The 25,696-nt window shown below is 66.8% G+C and carries 18 protein-coding genes and 2 pseudogenes; 12 read left to right on the top strand and 8 right to left on the bottom strand.

Going from position 1 to position 25,696, the window contains the following annotated elements:
* Nucleotides 1–32 precede the first annotated feature (32 nt).
* Nucleotides 33–2,747, top strand: coding sequence for an ATP-binding protein (locus tag ACQPZ2_RS19950; RefSeq protein ID WP_433526921.1), 2,715 nt, complete (start codon nucleotides 33–35; stop codon nucleotides 2,745–2,747).
* A 130-nt stretch (nucleotides 2,748–2,877) separates the two neighbouring features.
* Entirely contained in the window at nucleotides 2,878–3,927 is a 1,050-nt protein-coding gene (locus ACQPZ2_RS19945; RefSeq protein ID WP_433526920.1) for an alpha/beta fold hydrolase, read from the top strand.
* A 49-nt stretch (nucleotides 3,928–3,976) separates the two neighbouring features.
* Here the strand turns inward: ACQPZ2_RS19945 and ACQPZ2_RS19940 are convergent, their stop codons facing one another.
* Nucleotides 3,977–5,566: an ABC-F family ATP-binding cassette domain-containing protein gene (locus tag ACQPZ2_RS19940; protein WP_433526919.1), complete on the bottom strand. Its 1,590-nt coding sequence runs from the start codon at nucleotides 5,564–5,566 to the stop codon at nucleotides 3,977–3,979.
* Between the two features lie 323 nt (nucleotides 5,567–5,889).
* Between ACQPZ2_RS19940 and ACQPZ2_RS19935 the strand changes: the two genes are divergently transcribed.
* On the top strand, nucleotides 5,890–6,993 hold the full coding sequence (locus tag ACQPZ2_RS19935; RefSeq protein WP_433526918.1) for a CapA family protein: 1,104 nt from the start codon (nucleotides 5,890–5,892) through the stop codon (nucleotides 6,991–6,993).
* Here ACQPZ2_RS19935 and ACQPZ2_RS19930 read toward each other — a convergent pair.
* Together ACQPZ2_RS19930 and ACQPZ2_RS19925 are read right to left on the bottom strand one after the other, a co-directional pair.
* A pseudogene (locus tag ACQPZ2_RS19930) lies at nucleotides 6,974–7,627 on the bottom strand (dienelactone hydrolase family protein); the annotation flags it as partial. The gene ACQPZ2_RS19935 and the pseudogene ACQPZ2_RS19930 sit on opposite strands and share 20 nt — an antisense overlap.
* A 56-nt stretch (nucleotides 7,628–7,683) precedes the next feature.
* The gene (locus ACQPZ2_RS19925) at nucleotides 7,684–8,064 is read right to left on the bottom strand and encodes a hypothetical protein (RefSeq protein WP_433526917.1); all 381 of its coding nucleotides are present in this window, start codon (nucleotides 8,062–8,064) and stop codon (nucleotides 7,684–7,686) included.
* A 2-nt stretch (nucleotides 8,065–8,066) separates the two neighbouring features.
* Here ACQPZ2_RS19925 and ACQPZ2_RS19920 point away from each other — a divergent pair, with 2 nt between their 5' ends.
* On the top strand, nucleotides 8,067–9,251 hold the full coding sequence (locus tag ACQPZ2_RS19920; RefSeq protein WP_433526916.1) for an NAD(P)/FAD-dependent oxidoreductase: 1,185 nt from the start codon (nucleotides 8,067–8,069) through the stop codon (nucleotides 9,249–9,251).
* On the opposite strand, the gene ACQPZ2_RS19915 is transcribed toward ACQPZ2_RS19920, so the two are convergent.
* The 3 genes from ACQPZ2_RS19915 to ACQPZ2_RS19905 all read right to left on the bottom strand — a co-directional run bounded on the left by ACQPZ2_RS19915 (nucleotide 9,224) and on the right by ACQPZ2_RS19905 (nucleotide 16,656).
* Nucleotides 9,224–10,288: a sulfite oxidase gene (locus ACQPZ2_RS19915; protein WP_433526915.1), complete on the bottom strand. Its 1,065-nt coding sequence runs from the start codon at nucleotides 10,286–10,288 to the stop codon at nucleotides 9,224–9,226. The genes ACQPZ2_RS19920 and ACQPZ2_RS19915 overlap by 28 nt on opposite strands.
* 77 nt (nucleotides 10,289–10,365) lie before the next feature.
* On the bottom strand, nucleotides 10,366–11,007 hold the full coding sequence (locus ACQPZ2_RS19910; RefSeq protein ID WP_433526914.1) for a cutinase family protein: 642 nt from the start codon (nucleotides 11,005–11,007) through the stop codon (nucleotides 10,366–10,368).
* A gap of 186 nt (nucleotides 11,008–11,193) precedes the next feature.
* The gene (locus ACQPZ2_RS19905; protein ID WP_433526913.1) at nucleotides 11,194–16,656 is read right to left on the bottom strand and encodes a carboxyl transferase domain-containing protein; all 5,463 of its coding nucleotides are present in this window, start codon (nucleotides 16,654–16,656) and stop codon (nucleotides 11,194–11,196) included.
* A 339-nt stretch (nucleotides 16,657–16,995) separates the two neighbouring features.
* Here ACQPZ2_RS19905 and ACQPZ2_RS19900 point away from each other — a divergent pair, with 339 nt between their 5' ends.
* A complete protein-coding gene (locus tag ACQPZ2_RS19900; RefSeq protein WP_433526912.1) occupies nucleotides 16,996–17,367 on the top strand; it encodes a hypothetical protein in 372 nt (123 codons plus the stop codon).
* Between the two features lie 341 nt (nucleotides 17,368–17,708).
* On the opposite strand, the gene ACQPZ2_RS19895 is transcribed toward ACQPZ2_RS19900, so the two are convergent.
* A complete protein-coding gene (locus ACQPZ2_RS19895; RefSeq protein WP_433526911.1) occupies nucleotides 17,709–18,479 on the bottom strand; it encodes a transposase in 771 nt (256 codons plus the stop codon).
* Between the two features lie 28 nt (nucleotides 18,480–18,507).
* On the opposite strand from ACQPZ2_RS19895, the pseudogene ACQPZ2_RS19890 reads away from it, so the two are divergent.
* A pseudogene (locus ACQPZ2_RS19890) lies at nucleotides 18,508–18,648 on the top strand (transposase); the annotation flags it as partial.
* A gap of 128 nt (nucleotides 18,649–18,776) precedes the next feature.
* Here ACQPZ2_RS19890 and ACQPZ2_RS19885 read toward each other — a convergent pair.
* Complete coding sequence (locus ACQPZ2_RS19885) at nucleotides 18,777–20,114, bottom strand: lipase family protein (protein ID WP_433527472.1); 1,338 nt, start codon at nucleotides 20,112–20,114, stop codon at nucleotides 18,777–18,779.
* 393 nt (nucleotides 20,115–20,507) lie between these two features.
* On the opposite strand from ACQPZ2_RS19885, the gene ACQPZ2_RS19880 reads away from it, so the two are divergent.
* From ACQPZ2_RS19880 to ACQPZ2_RS19855, 6 genes are all read left to right on the top strand, one after another.
* Nucleotides 20,508–20,816 carry a DUF1330 domain-containing protein gene (locus ACQPZ2_RS19880; RefSeq protein WP_063043584.1) on the top strand — a complete coding sequence of 103 codons (309 nt, stop codon included), beginning with the start codon at nucleotides 20,508–20,510 and terminating at the stop codon, nucleotides 20,814–20,816.
* The gene (locus ACQPZ2_RS19875) at nucleotides 20,809–21,774 is read left to right on the top strand and encodes an LLM class flavin-dependent oxidoreductase (RefSeq protein WP_433526910.1); all 966 of its coding nucleotides are present in this window, start codon (nucleotides 20,809–20,811) and stop codon (nucleotides 21,772–21,774) included. The genes ACQPZ2_RS19880 and ACQPZ2_RS19875 overlap by 8 nt, the downstream gene beginning before the upstream one ends.
* 18 nt (nucleotides 21,775–21,792) lie before the next feature.
* Nucleotides 21,793–22,329 (top strand): VOC family protein, encoded by a 537-nt coding sequence (locus ACQPZ2_RS19870; protein WP_433526909.1) that lies wholly within the window; start codon nucleotides 21,793–21,795, stop codon nucleotides 22,327–22,329.
* A 24-nt stretch (nucleotides 22,330–22,353) separates the two neighbouring features.
* Nucleotides 22,354–23,169, top strand: coding sequence for a sugar phosphate isomerase/epimerase family protein (locus ACQPZ2_RS19865; protein ID WP_433526908.1), 816 nt, complete (start codon nucleotides 22,354–22,356; stop codon nucleotides 23,167–23,169).
* A 217-nt stretch (nucleotides 23,170–23,386) separates the two neighbouring features.
* Nucleotides 23,387–24,958 (top strand): LVIVD repeat-containing protein, encoded by a 1,572-nt coding sequence (locus ACQPZ2_RS19860; protein WP_433526907.1) that lies wholly within the window; start codon nucleotides 23,387–23,389, stop codon nucleotides 24,956–24,958.
* Nucleotides 24,955–25,602 carry a DUF305 domain-containing protein gene (locus ACQPZ2_RS19855; protein WP_433526906.1) on the top strand — a complete coding sequence of 216 codons (648 nt, stop codon included), beginning with the start codon at nucleotides 24,955–24,957 and terminating at the stop codon, nucleotides 25,600–25,602. Before ACQPZ2_RS19860 ends, ACQPZ2_RS19855 begins: the two co-directional genes overlap by 4 nt.
* Nucleotides 25,603–25,696 lie beyond the last annotated feature (94 nt).

Here is a 25,696-nt window from a genome sequence, read left to right as displayed (position 1 = left end):
TCGAGCGAGTCCCGGAGAAGGAGTACCGCACGATGCCGATGTTCGGACGAGACGCCGAGCTGAAAGACCTGGGCGCGCTGGTGGACGGTCCCGGCGACCGGAGCGGGATCCTGATCGAAGGGGAACCCGGCATCGGGAAGTCGGCGCTCGTCGAGGCGGCGATCGCTGCCTCGGCCGTCGCTGGGCTTCGGGTGCTGCGGACTGCCGGTGTCGAAGCCGAACAGAGCCTCCCCTACGCCGGACTGCATCGACTGCTGTACCCGCTGCGCCGGGGATTCGACGCCCTCCCGGCACGCCAATTCGACGCGCTGGCAATGGCTTTGGGCATGTCGGACACCACCGCCGAGCCGAGCCCCTACCTGGTGGGCCTCGCCGCGCTGACCTTGCTGGCCGACGAGGCGGCCAACCGGCCGCTGCTGATCGTCGCCGAGGACGTGCACTGGCTCGATTCCGCGAGCGCTGAAGTGCTCGCCTTCCTCGCCCGCCGCATCGACACCGAACCCATTGCCGTGATCAGCACCCTTCGCGACGGGATGGCGACACCGCTGTGCGACGCGGGATTGACCGACATGCCGCTCGGGCCGATATCCGACGACGATGCGACGGCGCTGCTCGACAGCCTCGCCCCGGAACTTCCCGAGCCGATCCGCCTGCGGGTGCTCGCCGAGGCACAGGGCAACCCACTCGCCTTGAACGAACTGCCGACGGCGGTAGCGGATCTCACGGAACTCCCCCCGGCACTGCCGCTGACCGCACGGCTCGAACGCGCCTTCGCCGCGCGAGGCGCGGCACTGCCCGCAAGCAGTCGATCCGCGCTGCTCGTCGCCGCGCTCAACGACGGCGACTCGATCACCGAAACACTGTCTGCCACCGGGGTCCTCCTGGGATCGACCGTGGGACCCGAAATACTCACACCCGCGATCGAGGCCAATCTGATCGACATCGCTTCCAGCACAGTGTCATTCCGGCATTCGCTCATACGGTCGGCGCTGGCGGCGACGGCGACGGCCGACGAACGCCGCCGCGCCCACCTCGCGCTCGCCGAGATCCTCGGCGAGCTACCGGATCGCCGGGTCCGGCATCGCGCGGCGGGCAGCGTGGGCCCGGACGAGCAAGTGGCCGCCGAACTCGAAGCCACCGCCGAAAGGGCGCGACACCGCGGCGGCGCGGTCGTGGCGCTGGAACGGGCCGCGGCCCTCAGCGACAGCCCGGGCCGACGGGCGGATCGTCTGCTGCGGGCGGCCGAACTGGCCGTCGATTCAGGTCGCCGCGATACCGCCGAACGACTCGTGGACACCGCGCGCACACTGCCCCTGACCCCCGGACAGCAGGCCACCGCGAACTGGATACTCAGCGGATTCGATGACGGTGTACGCGAAAGCCCGTCGCGGATAGCCGAATTGGCTGCCCTGGCCGCGTCCGTGGCGGCCGACGGGTACCCCGATGCCGCGATGCGGATCCTGTGGGGTGCGGCCATGCGGTGTTTCTGGTCCGAACCCGGCCCCGATACCCGCCGCGCGCTGCTCGTTGTCGCCGACGCGCTCCCTATCCCAGACGGCGATCCGCGCATGGTCGCGGTCAACGCGTATGTGGCTCCGTTCGAACGCGGCGACCGGGTCATGGGCCACCTCCGCGCACTGGCCTCGACCACCGGGCGCGACCCAGAGGTCGACCGCTTCCTCGGGAGCGCGGCACTCCAGGTGGGCGCCTTCGACCTGGCCGCGCATTTCTCCGCCGCCGCCGCGCCCAGCCTGCGTGCCGCCGGACGGCTGGGGCTACTGCCCCGCGCGCTCACGGTCCAGGCATGGAGCCTGGCCCGGCTCGGTGACCTCGCCACCGCCGCGCCCGTCGCGGCCGAGGCCGCTGCCCTCGCCCGCGAAACCGGCCAGCCGTTCATGCAGGGGCTGGCCACCGCCGTCCAGGCGGAAATCGCCGCCCTACACGGGGACTACCCGCGGGCGGTGGAACTCACGGCGGAGGCCGAGCGGGTCGGGCTCGCCGCCGGTGCACGACCCGTACTGGCCACCGTTCAGCTCACTCGCGGGCTCATCGCACTCGGCGAGGGCCGGTTCGACGACGCGTGCACCGACCTCAGCCGGATCCACGATCCGCGCGACCCGACCCACGCACCGGCGTTGCGCGCGTATTTCCTCGCCGAACACGCCGAGGCCGCGGTCCGGGCCGGACAGACCGACGCCCTGCGGGAACTGCTGCGTGACCTGGAATCGGCGGCCGCGGCCGCCCCGTCGCCCGCATTGCAGATCGGAATGCGTTACGCACGAGCCGTTCTCGCCGCCGACGCGGCCGAGGAGCACTTCGAGACCGCGCTCGCGGCGGACCTCATCGGCTGGCCCGCCGAACGCGCCCGCCTGCACCTCGCCTACGGAGAATGGCTGCGTCGACAGCGCCGGGTCGTCGAATCCCGGACCCATTTGCGCACGGCCAGAGAGACTTTCGACGCCCTCGGATTCACCGCCTGGAGTGAACGCGCACGCCTGGAGTTGCGCAGCGCCGGTGAATCCAGCCCGAACCGCAGCCCGGACGCCCGTGAACAGCTCACCCCGCACGAGCTCAGCATCGCGCAGCTCGCCGCCCAGGGGCTGACCAACCGGGAAATCGGGCAGCGGCTGTATCTGTCGCATCGGACCGTCAGCACCCATCTGCACCGCATCTTCCCGAAGCTGGGGATCAGTTCGCGCGGCGATCTCGCGGCACTGCTGCCGACCGAAGACGAAGCGTCTCGGTAAACCGTCATCGCGTACGTCATCCGACGGTCGTGGCAGCACCGGCGCGTTGCCTAGCGTCAGTCGAGTGGGCGGATCTCGGCTCGGACCTCGCCGCCACACCAGCCAAGACGACAGCGACGCGGGAGTGCAGATGGACATCAGCAGACGACTTTTCGGTGGGGCGCTGGCGGCGGGCGCCGCGAGCCTGGCCGCGGCCTCGCTGAGCGCCTGCGCCACCGACTCCACCACCGCTTCGGTGACCAGCACGGCGGCCACCCCGGGCCTGCGGGCAGGCTCGGGCGCCAGTACCGCACTGGGCCCGATCAAGCAGATCGACGCCGGTGTCCTCAATGTCGGTTACGCCGAATTCGGGCCCAGCACAGGCCAACCGGTCATCCTGCTGCACGGGTGGCCCTACGACGCCTACAGTTACGCCGATGTCGGGCCGCTGCTGGCCGCCGCTGGTTACCGGGTGATCGTCCCGTTCCTGCGCGGTTACGGCACGACCACCTTTCTGTCCGCGCAGACTGTCCGCACCGGTCAGCAATCGGCTATCGCGCGCGACATCGTCGACTTCATGGACGCCCTGCACATCGACAAGGCCATCCTCGGCGGATTCGACTGGGGCGCACGGACGGTCGACATCATCGCCGCGCTCTGGCCGCAACGCTGCAAGGCGATCGTCGCGGTGAGCGGATACCTCGTCACCCAGCAGGCCGCCCAGCAGCAGCCGCTGTCACCGGAAGCCGAACTCGGCTGGTGGTACCAGTACTACTTCGCCACCGAACGTGGACGCCTCGGCTACAGCCGCAACCGGCACGACTTCAACAAACTCATCTGGCAGCGCGCGTCCCCGCTGTGGAACTTCGACGACGCCACCTACGACCGCAGCGCCGCCGCCTTCGACAATCCCGACCACGTCGACATCGTCATCCACAACTACCGGTGGCGACTGAGCCTGGCGCCGGGCGAACCGCAATACGACGCCTATGAGCAGCAACTCGCCACCGGACCGGCAATAACCGTGCCCGCCATCACCATCGCCAGCGACTTCGACGGCGCGGCCAAGGACGGAAAACCGTACCGCGCCAAGTTCACCGGCAGGTACGAGCATCGCGTCCTGGATGGCATCGGGCACAACGTCCCTCAAGAAGCCCCGCACCCGTTCGCCCAGGCGATCATCGACGCCGACCACCTCTGACACCACCCCGTTGCGGCGGCCTCGACGAACGACGAGGCCGCCGCAGCGCTTACAGCGAGCCGCGCGTTCGGATGCTGCCGTCGGACGCGAGCTCGATGACGGTGTCGATGCCGAGCCGTCGCAGGAACGGGTAGTCATGGCTGACGACCAGGAGCGCACCGCGATAGGCGGCCAGTGCCTCGACGAGCTGCTCGACGCTACCGATATCGAGGTTGTTGGTCGGCTCGTCGAGGATCAGCAACTGCGCCGGAGGATCGGCAAGGAGCAAGCGCGCCAGGGAAACTCGGAAGCGCTCACCACCCGACAAGGTCGACACCGGACGCTCGACGCTGCTGCCGCGCAGCAGTAGCCGGGCCAGTTGATTGCGGATCGTGGCCGACGGGATGGTCGAGGCCACCGAATGGACGTTGTCGAGCGCGCTGGTCTGTTCGTCCAGATCATCCAGGCGTTGCGGGAGATATCCGACGCGGTCGGTGAGCAGCGTGCCACGCTCCGGATGCCGACCGTGGAGCAGGTTCTCGAGCAGTGTCGACTTCCCCGCGCCGTTGGGACCGACCAGGGCGACCCGTTCCGGGCCTTGGATGACGACGCTTCGGTCGCCGTCGCTCAGTTCCGCGATGCGCCGACTGCGCGGCACATCGGGGTCGGGCAGTTCGAGATGAATATGCTCCTCGCGGCGGACACGCGCTGCGGCGGAATCCAGGACATCCTGGGCCGCAAGGACTTTCGCGTCGAGCGCGGTGCGCATCGCCCCTGCCGAGGCTTGCGCCTTGCTGGCGCGGTTGCCCGCCAGAATCCGGGGAATGCCGCCATTCTGTTGGGTCGCTCGGCCCGTGCGCTCGCGCCTGGCGAGCTTCGTCTCGGCCTCGATACGCTGTCGCTTCTCGACCTTCAACGCCTGCTCGGCGGTGCGTGCCGCCTGCGCGGCCGCCGCCTGTTCCTGCTCGACGTATCGCTTCCACTCGCTGTAGGGACCGCCGAACACCTCCATGGTGGTGCCGTGCAGTTCCGCGGTCGCATCCATATGCTCGAGCAACTCGAGATCGTGGCTCACCACTACGAGGGTGCCCGGCCACGAGTCCACGAATTCGGCCAGCCTGGTGCGGGTTTGGCGATCGAGGTTGTTCGTGGGCTCGTCGAGCAAGGTGATCGGGGTGCGCTGGATCCGCAGCCCGGTAATCGCGACGAGGACGGCCTGACCGCCCGAGATCTCGCCTACCTTGCGATCGAGATCGGCCGCGCTGAAACCGATTTCGTGCAGGGCCTCATCGGCGCGGGCTTCGATGTCCCAGTCGTCGCCGATGGTCTCAAAGTGTTGGTCACCCGTGTCGCCGACCTCGATCGCGCGTAGCGCCGCGAGTTTGTCCGCGATACCGAGCAAGCCCGCGATGGTGTCGTCGCGGCCGAGGGTCAGCGTCTGCGGCAGGTAACCGACGTCGCCGACGGATTCGATCCGGCCGGACGTCGGTGTCAGAATTCCGGCGATCAAGCGCAACAGCGTCGATTTACCTGCGCCGTTACGGCCGACCAGACCGGTGCGACCGCTGGTGAATGCGCCGTTGACGCCGGAAAGCGCGAGGGTTCCGTCGGGCCATTCGAACGACAGGGTCCGCAATGTGATGGCCGATTGCGTGGACATGGTTCGGTCGACTCCTCCTGCTCGCGAGAGCGAGCGGCCGCGAAGTATCGCGCCGAGGTCGCTGTGACCATGGGCGCGAAGGGGTTTCGGTACTTTGCGGATGCTGACGAAGGGCACGGCGCCACGGTCGTGAACAGGGTCACCGACGCGGCACTACAGCCAGAGCCGAGTCACACGGGAAAAATCTCTCGAGGATGAGATGAGTGTGCGATCAGGTGAGGCCGCCTTCGACAGGGCGGCTAGAGTCTGTCGACCTCGATGAGCACGTGGACACGTTACCAAGAAGGCGCAACACCGCGCGCGGACATGATCGACAATGGGGTATGGCGACGGTGCTGCTGGGCGGCGACGTCATGGTGGGCCGCGGTGTGGATCAGATTCTCCCGCACCCCGGTGATCCGACGCTGCGCGAACGGTGCGTCGAGGATGCGCGGACGTATGCGGAACTGGCGGAGCAGACGAACGGTGAATTCGACCGTCCCGTGGATTTCGGCCACCCATGGGGCGACGTCCTGGCGATTCTTGCTCAGCTCGCCCCGCAGGTACGACTGATCAATCTGGAAACCGCGATTACGGCCGACGGCGCGTTCGCACCGCTCAAAGGCATCCACTACCGCATGAACCCGGACAATGTGCCGGTATTGACCGCGATCGCGCCGGTCGTGTGCGCGCTGGCCAATAATCACATTCTCGATTTCGGTATTCGCGGGCTGGCCGACACGGTGGAAACACTCGATACCGCGGGCATCCGGCGCGCCGGGGCGGGCGCGGATCTCGACGATGCCAGGGTCCCGGCGATATCGGAACTCGACGACGGGCGACGAGTGGTAGTCGTCTCGGTCGGTGCGGGATCGAGTGGGGTTCCGCAACATTGGGCGGCTCGCCGTGATCGGCCGGGGCTGTGGTGGATCGGCGAAACACCGAATATTCGTGCCGCCGACGAGGTGGCGGCAGAAGTGCTGGCGCACAAGCGCAATGGCGATATCGCGATCGTCTCCGTACATTGGGGGCCCAATTGGGGTTACGGGGTGCCGGTGAGTGAACGGCAGTTCGCGCATCGGTTGCTCGACGCCGGAATCGACCTTGTGCACGGGCATTCCGCGCACCATCCGCGGCCGATCGAGATCTACCGAGGCAAACCGATTCTGTACGGATGCGGTGATGTCATCGATGACTACGAAGGTATCCGCGGCTATGAGCGTTATCGCCCGGAGCTTCGCTTGCTATATCTGGTGTCCATCGATCCCGGCGTGCTGGAAACGCGAATGATTCCACTGCGGATCCGGCGCATGCGCCTGGAATCGGCCACCCGCAACGAATCTCGATGGCTGTGCGAGACGATCGAGCACATCAGTCGCGACTTCGGCACCCGGGTCGCACTGCGGCCCGACGACCTACCGGTGGTGTTCAAGACCGCACAACACTGAGGTGGCGGCGGAACCAGTCGCGGGCCAGATCCGCCACCTGCTCGAGCGCACCGGGCTCCTCGAACAGGTGCGTCGCACCGGGGACGACGTCGATCTCACTCGGACACGGCATCCGCAGTTGGGCCTCGCGATTGAGCTCGAGCACCTGTCTGTCGTTGCCGCCGACGATCAGGAGCGTCGGCGGGCGGACGTGTGCCAGCCGCGGACCGGCCAGGTCGGGGCGTCCGCCACGGGAGACGACGGCCGCGATTTCGGCGCCGGGTTCGGTGGCCGCCCACAATGCGGCACCGGCACCCGTGCTCGCCCCGAAATATCCGGTCGGAAGCCCGCCCAGAACCGCCCGCGTCCGAAGTCCGCGAGTCACCGCGACGAGACGCTCGGCGAGCAACTCGATATCGAAGACCCGGGCACGGTCACCTTCCTCGGCCGCGGTCAGCAGATCGACGAGCATGGTCGCGAGTCCCGCCCGATTCAACACATCGGCGACCAGCCGATTTCGCGGACTGTGCCGACCGCTACCACTGCCGTGCGCGAAGACGACCAGACCGGTGGAGTTCTGTGGGACGGCCAGTATCCCCGTCAGTCGGATGGACTCCGACGACATGATGACTTCTTCTGTCCGCGTCAGGGGATCGGATGCGGAGGGCGACATCGAACACCTCCTGGTATCCGGACTACCCGCCCGGCCGGTCATGCGCAAGCCGAGATGAGGCCGGGGCTCCGTCGAACGCGCGAGTCGACACACAACCAGTACGACGCCGGACGGCTGCTGGTTGCGGGCCAATAGCTCACACCGATCCGGATCACGGCGGGGTGGTCGAGATTGCCGTCGATCCAGCTCCGGTCGCCTGCCATGAGTCTGGCGAAGGCGGCCTTCGCCGTCTGCGGCGAAACGGCGCAACAGCAATTGCTGCAAGTATGCGCGCCGGTGAAATCCGGGTTCCATTCGGCCACAGTGGCGCGCACAATGGAAAACGCGATCAACACGCTCGGGAACGACGGGCTATCGGGGAACCTCGCCACAACACGCGATTCCACACCAGCACCATCTCCCAAGGTGAAAGCGTTCAACTATGTCCATACCCGCGAATGTTCGAACGCCGACGGTGCTCATTCTGGGGGCCGGATTCGGCGGACTGGAATTGGCGGCTTGCCTGTCCGAGTCGCTGCCCGGCGAGGTTCGGGTCGTACTCGTCGACCGCAACGACGGGTTCACGTTCGGCTTCTCCAAGCTGGAGATCCTGTTTCGCGACCGGACCCCGGAATCCCTGCGCGTCAGCTATCGCGACCTGGCCCTTCCCGGAGTCGAGTTCCGGCAGGAGCAGGTCACTTCGATCGACCCGCAGACCCGCCGCGTAGTCACCGACCGCACCAGTTACGACCCGGGCTTTCTGGTTGTCGCTTTGGGCGCCGATTACGACCCGGCCGCTACCCCGGGTTTCGTAGCGGACGGTCACGAGTACTACTCGATCCAGGGAGCTTGCCGACTGCGTGATCGGCTGGCCCATTTCGACGGTGGCACTGTTCTCATCTCGGTGTTGAGCGTTCCGTTCAAGTGCCCGCCCGCGCCCTACGAAGGCGCGATGCTGCTGCACGAACTGCTGACCCGTCGCGGCATCCGCGACCGCACCCGCATGCACGTGCTGACGCCGATGGACTCACCGATCCCGGTCTCCGCGGACACCTCCGCGGCGCTTGTCGACGCGCTCGCACAACGTGGCATCGACTACTCTCCGGGGCGGCGGGTCCACGCGCTCGACCCGGAGAACCATATCGCGCAGACCCGCACCGGTGACCTCGCCTACGACCTGTTCATCGGCATCCCGACCCATTGCGTCCCGCCCGTCGTCGAGGCATCCGGGCTGACCGTCGACGGCGCCGATGGTTGGATTCACGTCGACCCGCGAAGCCTCGCCACCCCGTATCCGGGCGTCTACGCCATCGGTGACTGCGCGGACGCGCCGGTGCCGCGCGCCGGGGTGTTCGCAGAGAATGCCGCCCGCACGGTTGCCGCGCATATCGCCGCGCAATTACACGGAACACCCGCGCCCGGAAAGTATCTCGGCCAGGGCTCCTGTTACATCGAATTCGGCGACGGTCTCGTCGGCAAGGTCGACGCCGACTTCCTTTCCGGGCCGAAGCCGGTCGCGCCGTTCGTCACACCCTCGACCGAATTGGCCACCGAGAAGGCGGAATTCGCCGCCACGCGTATTCGGCGCTGGTTTACCGATCAACGGACAGTTACCGGGAACTCCTGAATCAGGTTGTTTCCCATGCCCTGTCGGTTCCAGAATTGCTCGGCCGGTTGCACATTCCCATCCGCATCGGTGGCGCGGCAGCTCAGTCGATACTCGCCCGGTCGCGCCTCCCAGGTGTAACTCCAACTGCGCCAGGCGAATTCGGCGGCACAGCTATCCAATTGGGCGTCCCGCCAGACACCGTCGACGCCGACTTCCACTCGCACCACGGGCGAGGTTCCGCACCACGCACGGCCGCGGAGGAGGACCGCACCGGCGTCGACCGTGCGTCGCCGACTCGGGAAATCGGGAAGGCCAGGCGGAATCATCAACGCACGCACCTTGATTCGCGACACCGGTACCCCCGGATCGTCGACATCGCGTTGGTAGTGATAGGCCACCGCCTGTTGGAGCCCGGTGAAGGGCCGGTCGACGACTTCGATATTCCGCAACCATTTGACGCTCGTCATCCCGTACCAGCCGGGCACGAGCAGTCGCAATGGGAAGCCGTGCTGCGGCGGGAGCGGCGCGCCGTTCATTTCGTAGGCGAGCAGAATCTCGGGTCTGCGGCATTCGCCCATGCTCAGGGAGCGTTGATAGTTGTGCTCCACATTGTCCTGGAATCCGCGATCGGCCCCGGTGAATACGACCTCGACCGCCTCGTCGCGGATACCGCAGTCGTCGAGAATCCCACCGAGTGCGGTGCCCGTCCATGCCGCCGTGCCGATCGCCTCGAGACCCCACGGTGTGCTGACATTGCGCGGGTCCATCCCCGTGCGTCCGTTACCCGCGCATTCGAGCGTGACCGGAATCGTCGTCGCCGGTCGCGACCTGATGTCGTCCAGCGACAACTCCAGTTCGCGCTCGACATTCCCGGTAACCCGCAGTCGCCACGACGATGCGTCGATCTCGGGGATGTCGAAATGAATCAGCAGGTAGTGCATGCCGATGGGCGTGATGTCGTACCGCATGCCCTCGAGTTGCATGCCGTGGTTGCGCGTCGCAAGCGCGAGCTCGTCGAACCGGACGCCCTGCGCGCGCGAGACGAGTTCGGTCATCGGCTCGGGCTGATTCTGATCGAGATGGACAGGCTGTCGGGGTCAGTATAGGACTGCCCGGTCGGGTCCGACAGGAGCTACAAATGCGCTGCGCTGAATCCCACTGCGGCACCGACGAAATCACCGTAGCGGGCGTGCGCCCCGGGGTCGGCTCCCCCGCCACAGACCGGGTCACCGGCCGCGCAGAATTCGGCGGTGCGGTCGGAGTACCGGTCGGGAACGCTCCACCCGATCGAGCGCAACGGGTCACCGAAGAGCAGAACGACGGCCACGCGATCGACGAGATGGCCGGGCAGTTGCGTCACCCCTGGCAGCCCGGCGACGATACCGGTGCCGAGCGCGCCATGCACCACGCCCGCCCCCAGCGAGTAGCCGACAAGTATGAACTGTTCATCCGGGCAGACTGCGGCTCGATATGCGACATGGGCGACCAGATCGGCGCTACCCGCGCTCACATCCGTCAGATTCGCGGGGTAGTTCACCGAATACGCACGCACGCTCATCGGTAATGTCCGCCGCATCGCGTCGTACAGCGGATCACCGACGAAAGTTCCGAGGTACCCCGGTTCCTGGGTGCCCCTTGCCACCACCAGATCTACCGCAGCGCACGACTGTGCCGCGGCATGCGGACCGAGCACGGCACTCGCCGCGATCAGCAAGACCGCGAATGCCGATGCCATCGGCCACTTTTTGAACAGAACCACCTTTCGGTCGCCCATTTCCTCACCTCTCACGCCGTTGTGAGAAGTGCTTCCTCAGCCCTCACGTCATTGTGAGGCGTCGAGTGACACTTGTCAGAGACAAGTCTCAATGTACTCCGCTATGCGGCACATGGACGACGACAGTCGGCCGACTCGGGAGCGATATCGCTCCCGAGTCGGCCGACTGTTTCAGCACTCGGACGGTCAGCCGGGCAGACCCGCCTCGATGGCTTCGATGATGCGGGGGCGCAGTTCGGCGGCACGGATGATGGCGTCGACCGAACCGACCTCGACGGCGCGCTGAATGTTGTGCACGCGGTCGAATTCCGACGCGACCTCGCCGAGTTTCTCCGTGCGAACCGACGACCTGACCTCGTCGCGTTCCGCCGTCAGAGCCGCACGGTCGGCGCCGAGCGCGTTCGCGGCACGTGCCTCGAGATCGCGCACGCGCTGATCGGCTGCCGTACGGGCGTCGACCTCACCGGAGAACACCACTGCTGCCGCGGGAGCGCCGCCGAGCACCGAGGCGAACGAGCCTTCCAGCGCGAGCACGGTCATGCTCGGGTTGAGCAGCTTCGAGAACACCACGAACGCGCCGCCGTGATAGCGCGAGATCACGCAGAACACGATGGGGCCCTGGAAGTTCACGATCGCGCGGCCGATCTCGGCGCCGTACTCGAGCTGCAACTTCCGCATCGATTCCGGCGAGCCGTCGAAGCCCGACAGGTTCGCCAGCACCACGAGCGGCCGATTGCCGCTGGCCCCGTTGATCGCCCGCGCAGCCTTCTTCGAGGACTGCGGGAACAACGTGCCCGCCGTGTAGGTGTCCGGCCCGTCGGTGGACGGGTAGCCGCGGCGCGGCACTCCCCTGGACTCGATGCCGAGCAGGCACACCGGAATACCGCCGAGCCGCGCGTCCTGCACCACGGCCGTCTCGGCATCGGCCATCCCCGCCCAGCGTTCCAGCACCGGGTGGTCCTGATCGGCCACCGCCCGCATCACGGTCCGGATGTCGAACGGCTTCTTGCGGTCCGGGTTCGCCGTGGCGGAGAAGATCTCGCCGACCGTGGTGAAGTCGCTGCCCGCCACGACATGCGGGAAGTCGGAGACGTCGCGATCGATGGGGTCGCTGGTCCGCGACCGCCGCGGCGACTGCTCACCGGGCGCCACATAGGTGTGGTCGTAGTGCGACATCAGCACGTCCCGCGCGGCGTGCAGGTTCGGCGCCCAGTACTGCGCCTGCCCGTTCGGACCCATCACCCGGTCGTAGCCGCCGATACCGAAGTTGTCCTCGGCCGACACACCACCGGAGAAGTCCAGCGCCTGCTTGCCGGTGAGCACCATCGCCGAGTCCGGCGTCATCACCAGGATGCCCTTGGTGTGCATGAGCATGGTGGCTTCGGCGTTCCAGTACGGCTGCGCGCCGACGTTGATGCCCGAAACCACGATGTTGATCTCGCCGCCGTCCTGGGTGAATTCGACGATCCGCTTGAGCGCCGCCGCCACCCAGTCCATGTTCTCGGTGCCGGACTGCATCGAGATCCGGGCGCCGGAGGACAGCGCGTACCACTCCAGCGGCACCTGCATCTGTTCGGCCAGGTCCATCGCGGCGATCACGCGACGGCACTCCGGTTCCGAGAGCGCGCCGAGCGATTTCGTCGGGTCACCGAGCAGCACCACCCTGGTGATGCCGTCCGGATACTGCTCGGTCGGCGTGGTGACCACACCCGCGACGATCGCGGCTTTGTTGCGTCCCTTGGGCCGGTCGACCGGCACGAGCGTGTGATCGGCGTCGAGGTCGTACTCGGCGAACTCACCGAGCAGACCGGTCAGTTCGTACGGGTACACGGTGTTGCGGCTACTGGCCCGCAGCACCTTCTGCCGGTACTCGTCGATCGGCTCGACCACCTCGTCGGACCGCTCACCGATGGTCACCTCGGTACCACCGGTGGCGTCGAAGGCGATGCGCACGGCGACCTTGATCAACTCACCGGACTTCCGGTCCTGGTGCCGTGCGATGAGCAGGATCTCCTCCAGCCCAGCACCCGCGGTCGTCGGCCGCACCCGGTCGATGATCGTCTCCAACTCGGCGCGGGTCATCTCGACCGGTGGCCAGATGTACATCACGATGCGGTTGGTGTGGAACCGTTTGGCCGATGGCCGCTGCGACTGCGCCCGGCGGATCGAGTCGAGGCAGGTGGCGATGGTGCTCTCGGCCGTCGGCAGCGCCAGCAGCCGACCGTCGTGCTCGCGCAGCGCGGTCAGGTCACGCACCTGCGCGAATGCGACGAGGCGCTCGTCGGACGCGTTGTCCTTCGCGATGCACCGGAACAGGTAGATCTCCTCGTCCGAGGACGGGAGCCGGGTGAGGTCGAACTTGCGCAGCCGCTTCATCTGCATCCGCTCCGCGATGTACGGATGCAGGCCGCGGATCAACCGCTCCTCGGCCATGCCGGTGGCGGACGGGCGGAAGGTGAAGTGATGGTGCATCACCGCACCGCCGCTGCCCGCGACGGTCGCGGTGATCCGGTGGATCTGGTTCGGCAACGGCCGTGTACCGAGCACTTCCTGCAGCGCTGCCGCCATCGCATCGAAATCCTCCGGCTGCTTTTCCCAGCTCAGGTAGATATCGACCTCGATGGACGCGGCCACGGTCGCCAGTTCGGTGAGACCGCGCAGCACGGTGTCGAGCGCGTCGAAACTCACCGCCGCCGATACCAGGCTCAGGCCCCGGCGCTCGGCGATCACGAAGGTGCACCCGCCTGCCTCGTGGGTGTGCACCCCGGCCAGACCCTTGTTTCCGTAGTACCGACGGGTGAGCACCTCGAGCATGGCGGTGTTGTCGGCCTTGCCGCGCACCAACCGCTGACCGAGCAGCCGCACCAGCGGCTCGGTGCTGCGCACCATCTCGGAGATGCGCTCGGCGCGATCGGGCGTTTCCTGGTACGCGTCGAGATGGCTCAGCTGTTTCCGAACATTGGTGTAGACGCGGGCGCGGTTGCGCCGCAACAGCGGCTGGCCGAACCAGGAGTACACCAGACCGCGGGTGAGGTCGGCGATCACGGGGAAGCGCACCTGCGTCGCGGCCACCAGCCGCTCCAGCGCCAGACCGACCGGCTCGCGCAGCGCCCGGTCCGGCACCGGCTCACCCAGCCACTCGCGCAGCAAGGTGGTGATGACCGTGACGGTGTCGGACGGCCGTTGCTGGGCGAGGAAGATCCGGAAGACGGCGGCTTCGAGCTCCGGGGAACGATCCAGTTCGGTGACGCCGTAATGCCCGAGCGCCTTGGCCAGCTTGGCCTGGTACGACTCCGGCAGCCCGGCCCGCTCGACATCGAGGCTCTGCAGGTAGGTGTGGAAGTACTCGCGGGCGCTGTGGACGTGGCCTTGGACGCCGTCCTCGTCCCAGGACCGGTTGTGGCTCAGTTCGGACAGGTCCGAGAACACCTGCACGAGTTCGATCTCGTCGGCGAGAGGCCTGCGGTTGTCCGCGATGGCCGCCCGGCGCACGGCGAGGTAGTGGTCCAGCACGCGGCGCTCGTTGTGCGGGTCGACGTCGAAGCCGAGCAGCAAGCTGCGCAGGTCCTGCAGGCTGCGGGCGATGCCCTCGTGCGGCCGGTCCGGTGCGGGCTCGTCCGGCAGGTCCAGTTCGACCGACGCGACTTCTTCGGCGTCCGCGGCCTCGTCGTCCTCGACGAGCGGCTCCAGCCGCAGCAGCGGCGCGCCGGTCTCGACCTGGGTGCCGACGGTAACAGCGCATTCCTTCAACCGAGCCCGGAACGGCGCGCGCAGCACCGTTTCCATCTTCATGCTCTCGAGTACCAGCACCGGTGCACCCGCCTCGACCTCGGCACCGACCTGCAGCGGCGTGGCAACGACCAGCGCGGGGGCGGGCGAGCGGACGACGCCACCCTCGTCACGGCTGATCCGATGCGTCACACCGTCGACATCGACCAGATGGATCGGCCCATGCGTGCCGGTGATCACGCGGTGCCGGGTGCCGTTGACCACGATCTGCCCGGTGTGGCGGTCGAAACGTTCGAGATCGACGTCGGCGGCACGCATTTCGCCGCCCGCCTCGATGCCGATGCGGAACCGGTGCGCACCGATCCGTGCCACGCGCACCCGGTAGCCGACGCCGCGCAACTTGAGGTCGTGCGGCCGACCGCTCTCGTGCTGCACCTGGGGACGGCCGCCGGCCGCCGTGGAGAGCAGCCGGTGCCGCTCGACGCGCTCGTCCTCTTCATAGGCATCGATGGCGGCGACGGCCACCGCGACCGCCGAGTGGCGATGCGATACCAGGCGCCCCTCGGCGCGAACACGGTCGATCCAGCCGGTGTCGGCGCTCGCGTCGATCACCTCGGGCTGGTTCAGCAGGTCGAGTACGAAGCTCTTGTTCGTCGCGCCGCCCTCGATGACGACCCGGGTCTGCGCCACTGCCCGGCGCAGCCGGCCCAGCGCTTCGTCGCGGTTCCGACCGTAGGCGATGATCTTGGCGATCATCGAGTCGAAGTCGGCGGGAATCGTATCGCCCTCGCTGACGCCGGTGTCGACTCGAATGCCCGGCCCGGCGGGCAGATCCAGCCGGGCGATGCGGCCCGGAGCGGGCGCGAAGTCGCGGTCCGGATCCTCCGCGTTGAGCCGGGCCTCGATCGCGTGCCCACGCTCGGCCGGTGGCTCGCCCTCGAGCTTGCCGCCCGATGCCACCAGCAGCTGGGCCCGAACCAGGTCGAAACCGGTGGTGTACTCGGTGATCGGGTGTTCGACCTGCAGTCGGGTATTGACCTCGAGGAATGCGAACAGCTCGTCACCGGGGTGGTACAGGAACTCCACGGTCGCGGCGCCGCGATACTCGACCGCGATCGCCAACCGCTCGGCCGACGCCTTGAGCTCGGCCGCCTGCTCGGGGCGCAGCACCGGCGACGCCGACTCCTCGATGACCTTCTGATTGCGCCGCTGCACCGAGCAGTCGCGGACGCCGAGCGCCCACGCGGCGCCTCGGCCGTCGGCGATCACCTGGACCTCGACGTGCCGGGCGCCGGTCACCAGCCGTTCCAGGAAGACCACGCCGCTGCCGAACGCACGCGCGGCTTCCTGACGGGTGCGCTCGTAGGCATCGACGAGCTCGGCGTCGTTCGTGATGACCCGGATACCCCGGCCGCCACCACCGGCGGTCGCCTTCAACATCAGCGGGTAGCCGATCTCGGCGGCGGCCGCGAGGGCGGCGTCCACGGTCTCGACAGCACCGCGGCTCCACGGCGCGACCGGCACGCCGACTTCCTCCGCGATCAGCTTCGCACCGATCTTGTCACCGAGCTTGCGCATGGCCTCCGGACTGGGGCCGATGAAGGTGACGCCGATCTGCTCGCACAGCTCGGCGAATGCCGGATCCTCGGCGACGAAACCCCAACCGACCCACGCGGCATCGGCCTTGGTCGTCAGCAGAGCGAGCTCGAGCGCCTTCAGATCCAGATACGGGCGCGCGGACGCCGGGCCGAGGTCATAGGCGATGTCGGCCTCGCGCACGAATGTCGCGTTCCGGTCGACATCGGTGTGCAAAGCGACGGTTTCTATCGGTCGCCCGGTCTCCGCGGCCAGATCTCGGACGGCATGGATGAGGCGCATAGCGGCCTCTCCCCGGTTCACGATGGCGATGCGGCTGAACACGCGCCAACTCCTTCCACTCCACAGCACTGGCCCGGTCGGGCGACGGTTTGCGACTGCCGGTCCGGCGTAGTTTGCACTCCTACTGCGCCCAAGTACACAGCGTCAGCTGGTTACCCGCGCGTATCGTGCGAAATTCCTCATTTATGTCTACGACACTAGTGGCGGAATTCCTCGGTCGGCAGGATTCCAGTACCGTACCCGTGATCGAGTCGTAGCCCAGTCGCGTATCGATCAAAGCAATCAATCGAGAGGCAGCGTCGATTCGCGCCCGACCATCGTCAGATGCGTTGACCTGCAATCATTCTCTCGGATTCGAGCGCAGTGTGGGAGGTGATCTGTGTGGGCGACATTCTCGATGTACTGCACGCGCGCTGCGCCGAGGTCGCGGGCGAGGCGATCCTCTCCGGCGAGGAGCACCCGACCCTCACCCTGACCACACGTGAGGTGGCCGACCTGCTCAACCATGTGGCCGACCTGCGCCGCCGCTACCACGACATCGACCTCGCCTACCGCGATCTCGACCAGCGCTACTCCGTGCTCCGCCGAGCGACCGGCGATGCTACGGCGTCATTGGATCGGATCCGTGCCACGCTGGCGCAGCGAACCGCGCACCCGGAAGCGCTTACGCGCCAGGCCTGCACGATCGCCCGTTTCGCTGCCGAGAACCTCGAGGCCGCGAGCATGGACCCCGAGACGACGCCGGGCCCGTGATGCGGTTGTCGGGCGCGCGGGCACACCCGGCCGCATCCTGCGAACGGTGAACGACGGCGCGGGCACTGCGATGAGCGTGGTGATGATCGCGAAGTGAGCGAGCGTTTCACAACCATCCCAACAAGCTGAAAACAGTGAGAGCCACCGCGTCGAATCCGAGAATCGCGCCGACGACGACCGCCTTGGTGCGCATTGGTCGGCAGATCGTGCACCCAGAACAGGCCGCGAAAAACGGCAATGGATCACATACCACGTCAACTTCTCGGCCTTGAAGGTCCGAGCTTGCAGCTCTTACCCGCGCCTGGCTGGCGTGGGGTCGGCCGCGTCGTCGGCAGCGTGACTCACTGCCCGACGCGGTGGTTGGTGTCGGCGGCGAACCGCTTCTCGCGGCCGGAGATCTTACGCAACAGCCGCTTCGCTGACTTCGTTCCTTTCCGTTGCAGGCGTTGGCGTAATCGCCGGTTACGGTGCCGGACCTGATTCAAGTGCTTCCCGGCGTGAACGGCGCCGTCGCTGGTAGTGGCAATGTTGGCGATGCCCAGATCCACCCCGAGGAATCCGCCGCTCGGGTCGGAGAGCTCCGGTTCGGGAATGTCGCAGGTCGCGTACAGGTACCAGTTCCCGCCCCGATACACGAGGTCGGATTCTCCGTGCCGGTAATCGGTGAGCATCTTCGCCTGTTGCGGGGAGCAGGCGAACGGAATGTTCCTGACGCGGCCGTTGACGGTCCAGATGGATACGGTGCGGGCGTCGAGCTGCCACGACAGGCAGCGATCGTCGAACGGTTGCGCCGCGTCCTTGCGGAACCGGATCGGTTCAGCTTCAACACGTTCGCGGCGTTCCGACCCGGCCGGGCCGTAGTTCCCGGCCGCCATGTTCGCTCGCAGTGTGGCGTAGGCCCCGGCGGTTTTGCGGATGCAATGCAGCGCGGGCTGCGCCGACACGCCGAGTTGCTTGACGGCGGCGTAGGTGAGCCGTTGCAGGGCCTGCTTACCGGTGGTGTCGGTGGTGAACGCGGCGCGGGAGACATGGTTAGCGGCCTGGTTGCACAGCGTCAGCGTCTCCCGCAGCGCGGACGCGGTCGCCGCGTCGGGCAGCAGTTCGACCTGCACAACCAGCTTCACCCCAACACACTAACAACGGCAAGAGGTTCCCGACCATGGTCGGAAATTCTTGTGGGGCGGGGATTTCCGGTCGCCGTCGTATTTCCCGGCATCATGCGGCGGCGCACCGCTGTCAGTGATCACGCAGTACCTCGACCAGCAGAACGACCGAACTTGATCCGGTCCGCAATTCCCGCCGCGCGGGCGTTATCGGTAACCGGCCAGCCTCTCTTCCGATGACCGAAAACCTCTAAAACATCGTGACATTCATTGCCGAATCTGTCAGCTGCGCCACGGCGCGCCGCATCAGTCCATGGTGCATCCCGTCACTGGTATTCCGTTCAACCGGTCGACGAGATAGCCGATGGCGTTATTGGTTCCATAGCCGTCGATCAGCTCCGGACCGAAGTGGTTCGGGATGGTGGCCCCGGGGAGGATGGGCGGCAGCTCGTTGGTGCGGAAGGTGACGGTCGCGCCGTGGCCGCACCAGTCGGTCGCCAGTTGCCTGGCCTGGCCGTAGGGGACGGTGTCGTCATTGCGGCCGCTGGTGATGAATACCGGACTGGTCGGCGTCAGTGAGCCGATCCGCAGTCGGTCCAGAATGCCGGCGACCTCCGGAATCTCGCGCAGATGATCGGACAACGGGCGGTGGTCGACAGTGAGGTCGGCTGACCGCATGAACGGGTGCCGGACAATGACGTCGGCGATGCACTCATCGGCCAACTCGCGCAGCAGAGCCCTGCCACCGGGCGTGGTGCGCGCGTCCAGTTGCGGCTGCAGGTCCGGGTGGCGGGCGACGACGCCGTTGACGGCGAATCCGGTCACGCCGCTGATGAGCACTCCGTCGACCTGCCGCAATATTTCGGAGAGGTCCGCTGTCGGCGCGCCGGCCCAGGTGCCCTTCAGGTTCAATTCGGGGGCGTAGCCGGACTGCATCTCGGCGGCCGCGGCAGTCGCCCCGCCGCCCTGCGAATACCCCCAGAAAGCCAGTGGGGTATCGGTTCCGCTGCCGGAGAGGGCATTCGCGGCGCGGGCGCCGTCGAGGACGGCGTGCGCCTCCTCGATGCGGTTGACGTAGGTGTGAGTTCCGGGTGTGCCCATGCCGATGTAGTCGGTGACGAAAACACGCGCGCCCAAAGAATTCCATGCGAGCGCCGCGAGCGCTTCCTGGTTGGCGGACAGCGTCGGCGGCGTGACGCTTGCATAGACCCCTGTGGCGAAGGCCAGCGACATCGCGCACTGATCGCCCTGGCCCGTGGTGCCGGGGGCGATGATGACGGTCGGCCGCGGGCCGGACCCGCGCCAGGGCTGGCCGGCGTCGATGAAGATGCCGGTAACAGCCACCGGGACGTCGTCCTCGGTGCGCGTGGTGTACATGACCTGTTTCGCCGGGATGGGCCATTTGCCCTCGTCGGTCGGCTGCGCCAGGTACACCGAGGTATCGACCGTCTTGATAACGGCTCCACGCATCGCATCGAATTGTGCCGGGGGAACGTAGAAATCGTTCACCGGGTCGGCCGAGACCGATCCCGCTCCGGCGCAGGCAACCGCGGCGGCCAGGCTCAGCGTGCTCACGGCGGCTATCACATGCCGAAGCATGTTCACCGGCCGCGTCGATGCGGACCAGTGCCGTTGTCCTGACATCATTCTTCTTTCTCTGCGAACCTCCCACGCGCACCGATCGCGTGGGTACATGCGGTAAAAGGAGTTGTGCCCCATACGAATCGGACGCGGCAGATCGCGTCGATGATGTCGACGCCTCGACCTGAGTCGCGGTCCGGGCGAGCGCTGCACGAGTTGCGTGCGTCGTCGAAGCTTTCGAGTAACCCGGTTATTGGCGATAGCTAAGTTATCACAGCTTCTTCATCGACTCCGATTGCCCATGGTGGCCTCTTTCCACTCAGCGGAAGTCGATCGGAGATGGGCCGTCCATCCGTTGGTATGAAGGTTGCGGGCCAGCCGGTCTATGCAGCTTTCGCCCGGAGGGGCGCACAGCAGCGCCGCCTACTGATCACAGATGATCGAAGGGATGAACTGATGCCGAAGGGATACGTGATCCTGACCGAAGCAATTCGGGATCCGGCGGGTTTGGCCGCCTACGAGCGCGCCGCCGCACCGTCGATGATGGAGAGCGGCGCGGTGCCGCTGGTCGTCGATGGCAATCCGCAAGTCCTCGAAGGTTCCTGGCACGGTGATCGAACCATCGTGATGGAGTTCGCATCGGTGGAGGCGGCACGCGCCTGGTACGAGTCGGAAGGCTACGGGCGGGCCAAGCCGCTGCGCCAGGCCGCCGCCGACAGCAACGCGGTCATAGTCGCAGGTTTCGAAATGCCGCCGCATGAGTGAGATCGAACTGTCCTGCGCGTTGCCGCCGGGTCCGGAATTCGCGGATCTGGCGGCACTGGCGGAATCCCTCGGCTATGCCCGGGTATGGATCTACGGTTCCGCGCCGCTGTGGGAGGACCCGTTCGTTCATCTGGCGCTGGCGGCGCAGCGGACCAGCCGGATCGGTCTCGGCACCGCCGTGCTGATTCCGACCGAGCGTTCGGAAATGGCGATGGCGAGTGCGATCGCGACCATCACACGCCTGTCCAGCGGCCGATTCCGCGCGTGTTTCGGTACCGGATTCACCGCCAGATTGGCGATGGGCCAGCGCCCGATGACCTTGCGCGCCCTGGCGGAATACGTCACAGCCGTACGTACCCTGCTCGCGGGCGAGACCGCTGTCATCGACGGTCAACCGGCCCGGATGCTGCATACCACCGGACTGGCCGCGCCGCGCCCGATCGATACGCCGTTGTGGCTGAGCGCCTTCGGCCCGCGCGGCGCCGAGTTGGCGACCTCGGTGGCCGACGGTGTCATCGGACCGGTCCATCCCATCTTGCCCACCGCCATCACCGTCTCCGGCACGGTGCTAGAGACCGGCGAAGACCGCGGATCGAGCCGAGTGCGCGAGGCGATCGGGCCGTGCCGGGTCGTCGACTGGCACGTCGCCTATGCCGCCGGTGGTGCGAATGCTGTCGACGCGATGCCCGGTGGGAGCGCGTGGCGCGAGGTACTCGAATCCGGGACACCTGAAGACGAGCGGCGTCCGCGGGCATTCGAGGGTCACTTCACTCACCTTTCCGACCGCGATCGTCTGTTGCTCGACCACATCGATGTCGCCACGATGGTGGGTGAGCGCTCGGAAATCGCTGCGGCAGTGGCGAACCTGGACGCGGCGGGATACCGCGAGGTCGTGTACATGCCGACCGGTCCCGATGTCGTCCGCGAACTGCGGGCCTTCGCATCGGTCGAGCACTGAGGAAACGGAGCAACTTTCGTGCCAGTCCAGCGCCTGAACCACGCCGTCCTGTTCGTCTCCGATGTGGAGCGCTCGGCCACGTTCTACCGCGAGGTCCTCGGCTTCCGACAGATCGGCGCAATTCCGGGTGGAGTCTTCCTGCAGGCGGCCGGTTCGGCCAACGACCACGACCTGGGTCTGTTCCGATCCACCGAACCGGCCGCGACACACCGCACCGGACGAGTCGGGCTGTACCACCTGGCCTGGGAGGTGGACACGCTGCGCGAGTTGGGGCGGGTCAAGGATGCACTGCGGGCGGCGGACGCCCTGACCGGAGCGTCGAACCATGCGGTCACCAAGTCGCTGTACGGAGCCGACCCCGACGGCATCGAATTCGAAGTGTGCTGGTTGGTGCCGGATGCCGCGATCGAGCAAGAATTGCGAGGTATGACCGCACCGACCATGCCGCTCGACCTCGCGTCGGAGATCACCCGATACGGTGCGGATACGCCCGGCGGCCAGCGTACGGATCACGCGGTCTGGCAGCGCTTCCTCGCGGGTGATACTGCCGACTAGCCAGCGCTTCGAACGGGGAATCGCATGCAGCGCATCGGCATAGAACATCTCAGCGTCTTCGGCCTGCCACGGATCGAATTCGTCGACCTGGCAGCGGATCTGGGCGTCCAGAACATATCGACGTCACTGCAGAGCACGAGTAACAGCCCGCTCGGCTATCCGCACTTTTCACTCTCGACCGACACGAAGCTGCGCCGTGAGATGGGCGCCGCCCTGCGGAACCGCGGTGTCACGATTTCACTGGGCGAGGGTTTCATCGTCCGACCGGGAGTCGAGGCACGCGACCGCGCACCGGAGATCGCGGCGCTGCACGAACTGGGCGGGCGGCGAATAAATGTGGTCAGTCTGGATCCGGACCTCGGGCGGACATTCGATCAGTTCGCGATCATGACGGAAATGGCCGCGCAGGCAGGTATCGAGACCACCACCGAATTCGCGCCCGCACTGACGGTCGCCGATCTACCGACGGCCCTGGCGGCCGTGCGACACGTCGGACATCCCGACTTCCGGTTGCTGATCGACACGATGCATCTGATCCGATCCGGTGCCACCCCGGGTGACCTGGCCGCACTGGATCCGAATCTGATTGGCTACGTTCAGATCTGCGACGTTCCTCGCCATCCGTCCATCCCGGATTACCTGACGGAATCGATGACGGAGCGGCTGGCACCTGGCGTCGGCGAGCTGCCGCTGTCGGAAATCCTCTCCGCGATTCCGCCCGGCATCGTGGTCAGTCTCGAGATTCCGCAACTGACCGAGGCGCGCAGCGGCGTCGGTCATGCCGACCGGATCCGGCCTGCCATCGAAGCAACTCGCGCGCTGCTGGATCAGCTGGGGTAAGCGATCCGCCACAGCGCAGGTCTTGACTCCGGATAGCGCCTCGCGCACACTACCGAGTAGTAACCGGACAGCACAGTCCGGATTGCGAGATCGCACAGCCGCCACCATGGCAGTCGCATCTCAATGGATTTCCGCAGCCGCCCATCGACGGACCACCAGCCCCGCGGCCGACCGGAACCACCGACCCGAAAGGCAACCCTCTTCCGCGAGGGCCACCATGACATCATCGTTGCTCCCCCTGGCTCGGCGTTCCCTGGTGACGGTCGCGGCCACGGCACTGCTGCTGCCGACCGGAACCCTTGCCGCCCAACCGCAGTCGGACATAACCGGCACTGTTCAAGAGATCTCCGGGCTCACCGATATCGCCGTCGCCCGCGCCGAGTGCGGCCCCGGCTCCGACCCGGAATCCGGATACCAGGGTGACGTACCCGCCGCCGACCGGAACAACGGCCGCAGCACCCTCGGCTACCGCTGCAATATGTCGCAGCTCGGCAATTACGCAGGGCGCGGCGGCGGCATCTCCTCGGTCAGCTTCGACCACTGCGTCTACGTCGGCACCTTCTTCCCGGGCAACCTACTCGGGACCGAACAAGGTGTGCAGGTGCTCGACGTCTCCGATCCCACCGCACCGGTGCTGACCGAAACGTTGAACGAACCGGCGATGCTGGCGGGAACCTGGGAAAGCTTGAAGGTCAACGAGACTCGTAAGCTGCTGGTCGGTGCGGGCGCGCCGTTCCTGACCGGCGCGGGTCTGCTGTCGGTCTACGACATCTCCGATTGCGCACACCCTCGGCTGCTCAACCCGGGCACCGGGACCAGTTTGAACATGCCAATGCCGATCACCGCACACGAGGGCGGTTTCTCCCCCGACGGCAACACCTACTGGAGCTCGGGCGTCGCCCCGGGCCTGGTCAGCGCGGTCGATCTCACCGATCCGGCCGATCCGCGCGTCATCTGGCAGAACCTGCCCGGATTATCCATGCACGGCTTCGGATTCAGCCCCGACGGCAACACCATGTATCTCGCCAACAACTTCGGCGGGCTCATGGTCCTCGACATCAGCGCCGTCCAGCGCCGCGATCCGAATCCGCAAGTGCGCCAATTGGCCAACATCACTTGGACCGACGGTTGGGCCACCCAGCACCATATCCCGGTCACATATCAAGGCACACCATATGTCTTCACCACCAATGAGGCCGGATCCGGCGGCGTGAAGCTGTTCGACGTCTCCGACGCAACGAATCCGCGCCTGCGCAACACCATCAAACTCGAGATCGATCTGCCCCAGAACCAGGACATCGCAATGGCTTCCGCCGCGGGCGGCTCGCTGTTCGCCTACGACGCGCACTACTGCGCCGCCGATCGGCCTGCCGATCCCACCGCACTGGCCTGCAGTTGGACCTCTTCCGGCATCCGCGTATTCGACGTCCGCGACCCGCTCGACATCCGCGAGATCGCCTACTACAACCCGCCCGCGCACACCGGACACAACACCGAGCTGACGAACTCGCCGCACGCACTCGCCTCGATCATCGGGCCACCGCTGCTCGCGTCACCGACGGTGGTCCAGACCATATTGCAGGGCCAGTTCGATCTATCCGAGGCCACCGGTCCGCGCACCGGCATGCTCGCCTTCGGCGATCTCTCCTCGGACTGGTGCTTCTCCGCGCCCGAATGGCGCGGCAACCAGTTGTGGACGACCTGCGCCGATAACGGATTCCTTGCGCTGCAACTGGATTCGAGTGTCTACACCCCGCCTGCCGACCAGCATTCGACCATGGGCTCATGACCCGGCGGACCTGGATCAGGAGTGTCGCGCTGGTCGGCCTGGCCGTGCTGCTGCTGGCGGTCGGTGCGGCCATCCGACCGCTGCTGATAGCCGATGACAAGCCCGCACCGCCCGTCCTCAGCAGTACCGAGATCGGCTTCGCACAGGATATGGTCGCGCATCACAGCCAGGCACTGGTCATGACGCAGCGACTCGACACCGGAGTCGATCCGGCGGTACGGGCGCTGGCACAACAGATTTCGGATGCCCAGCGCACCGAGATCGGAATGTTGCTGGGCTGGCTGCGGCTGGCCCGCGTGGTCACGATCAATCCGCACCCGATGGCCTGGATGCACACCGACCGAACGAACCTCACCCAGCATCAGCACGCGACCGGCACTGCCGCCGCGACCGGCGACCTCATGCCCGGCATGGCGACCCAGGCCGAACTCGACGCGCTGGCGGCGGCGCGCGGTGCCGACGCGGGAGCGCTGTTCCTGCAACTCATGCAGCGCCACCATGCCGGTGGCATCCAGATGGCCCAGGCAGCCGATCGCCAATTGTCCAGCGGCATCGTCAAACAGGCGGCACGCGACATGATCGACACCCAGAGCAGAGAGGTCGGCCTGATGATGCTGTTGACGCGGCGCGGCACCCCGAGCTGACCGACCATGGTCAGTGCGAATCGAATTACCGAATTTGGAGAATTAAGTTATCCGATCGGCTAGCCTCAGGCACGATCGGCCGGGAGATCCGGGC

This window comes from Nocardia pseudovaccinii, from assembly GCF_050942345.1.
GTDB lineage: Bacteria > Actinomycetota > Actinomycetes > Mycobacteriales > Mycobacteriaceae > Nocardia > Nocardia pseudovaccinii.
This window is presented reverse-complemented; position numbering and strand designations above follow the sequence as displayed.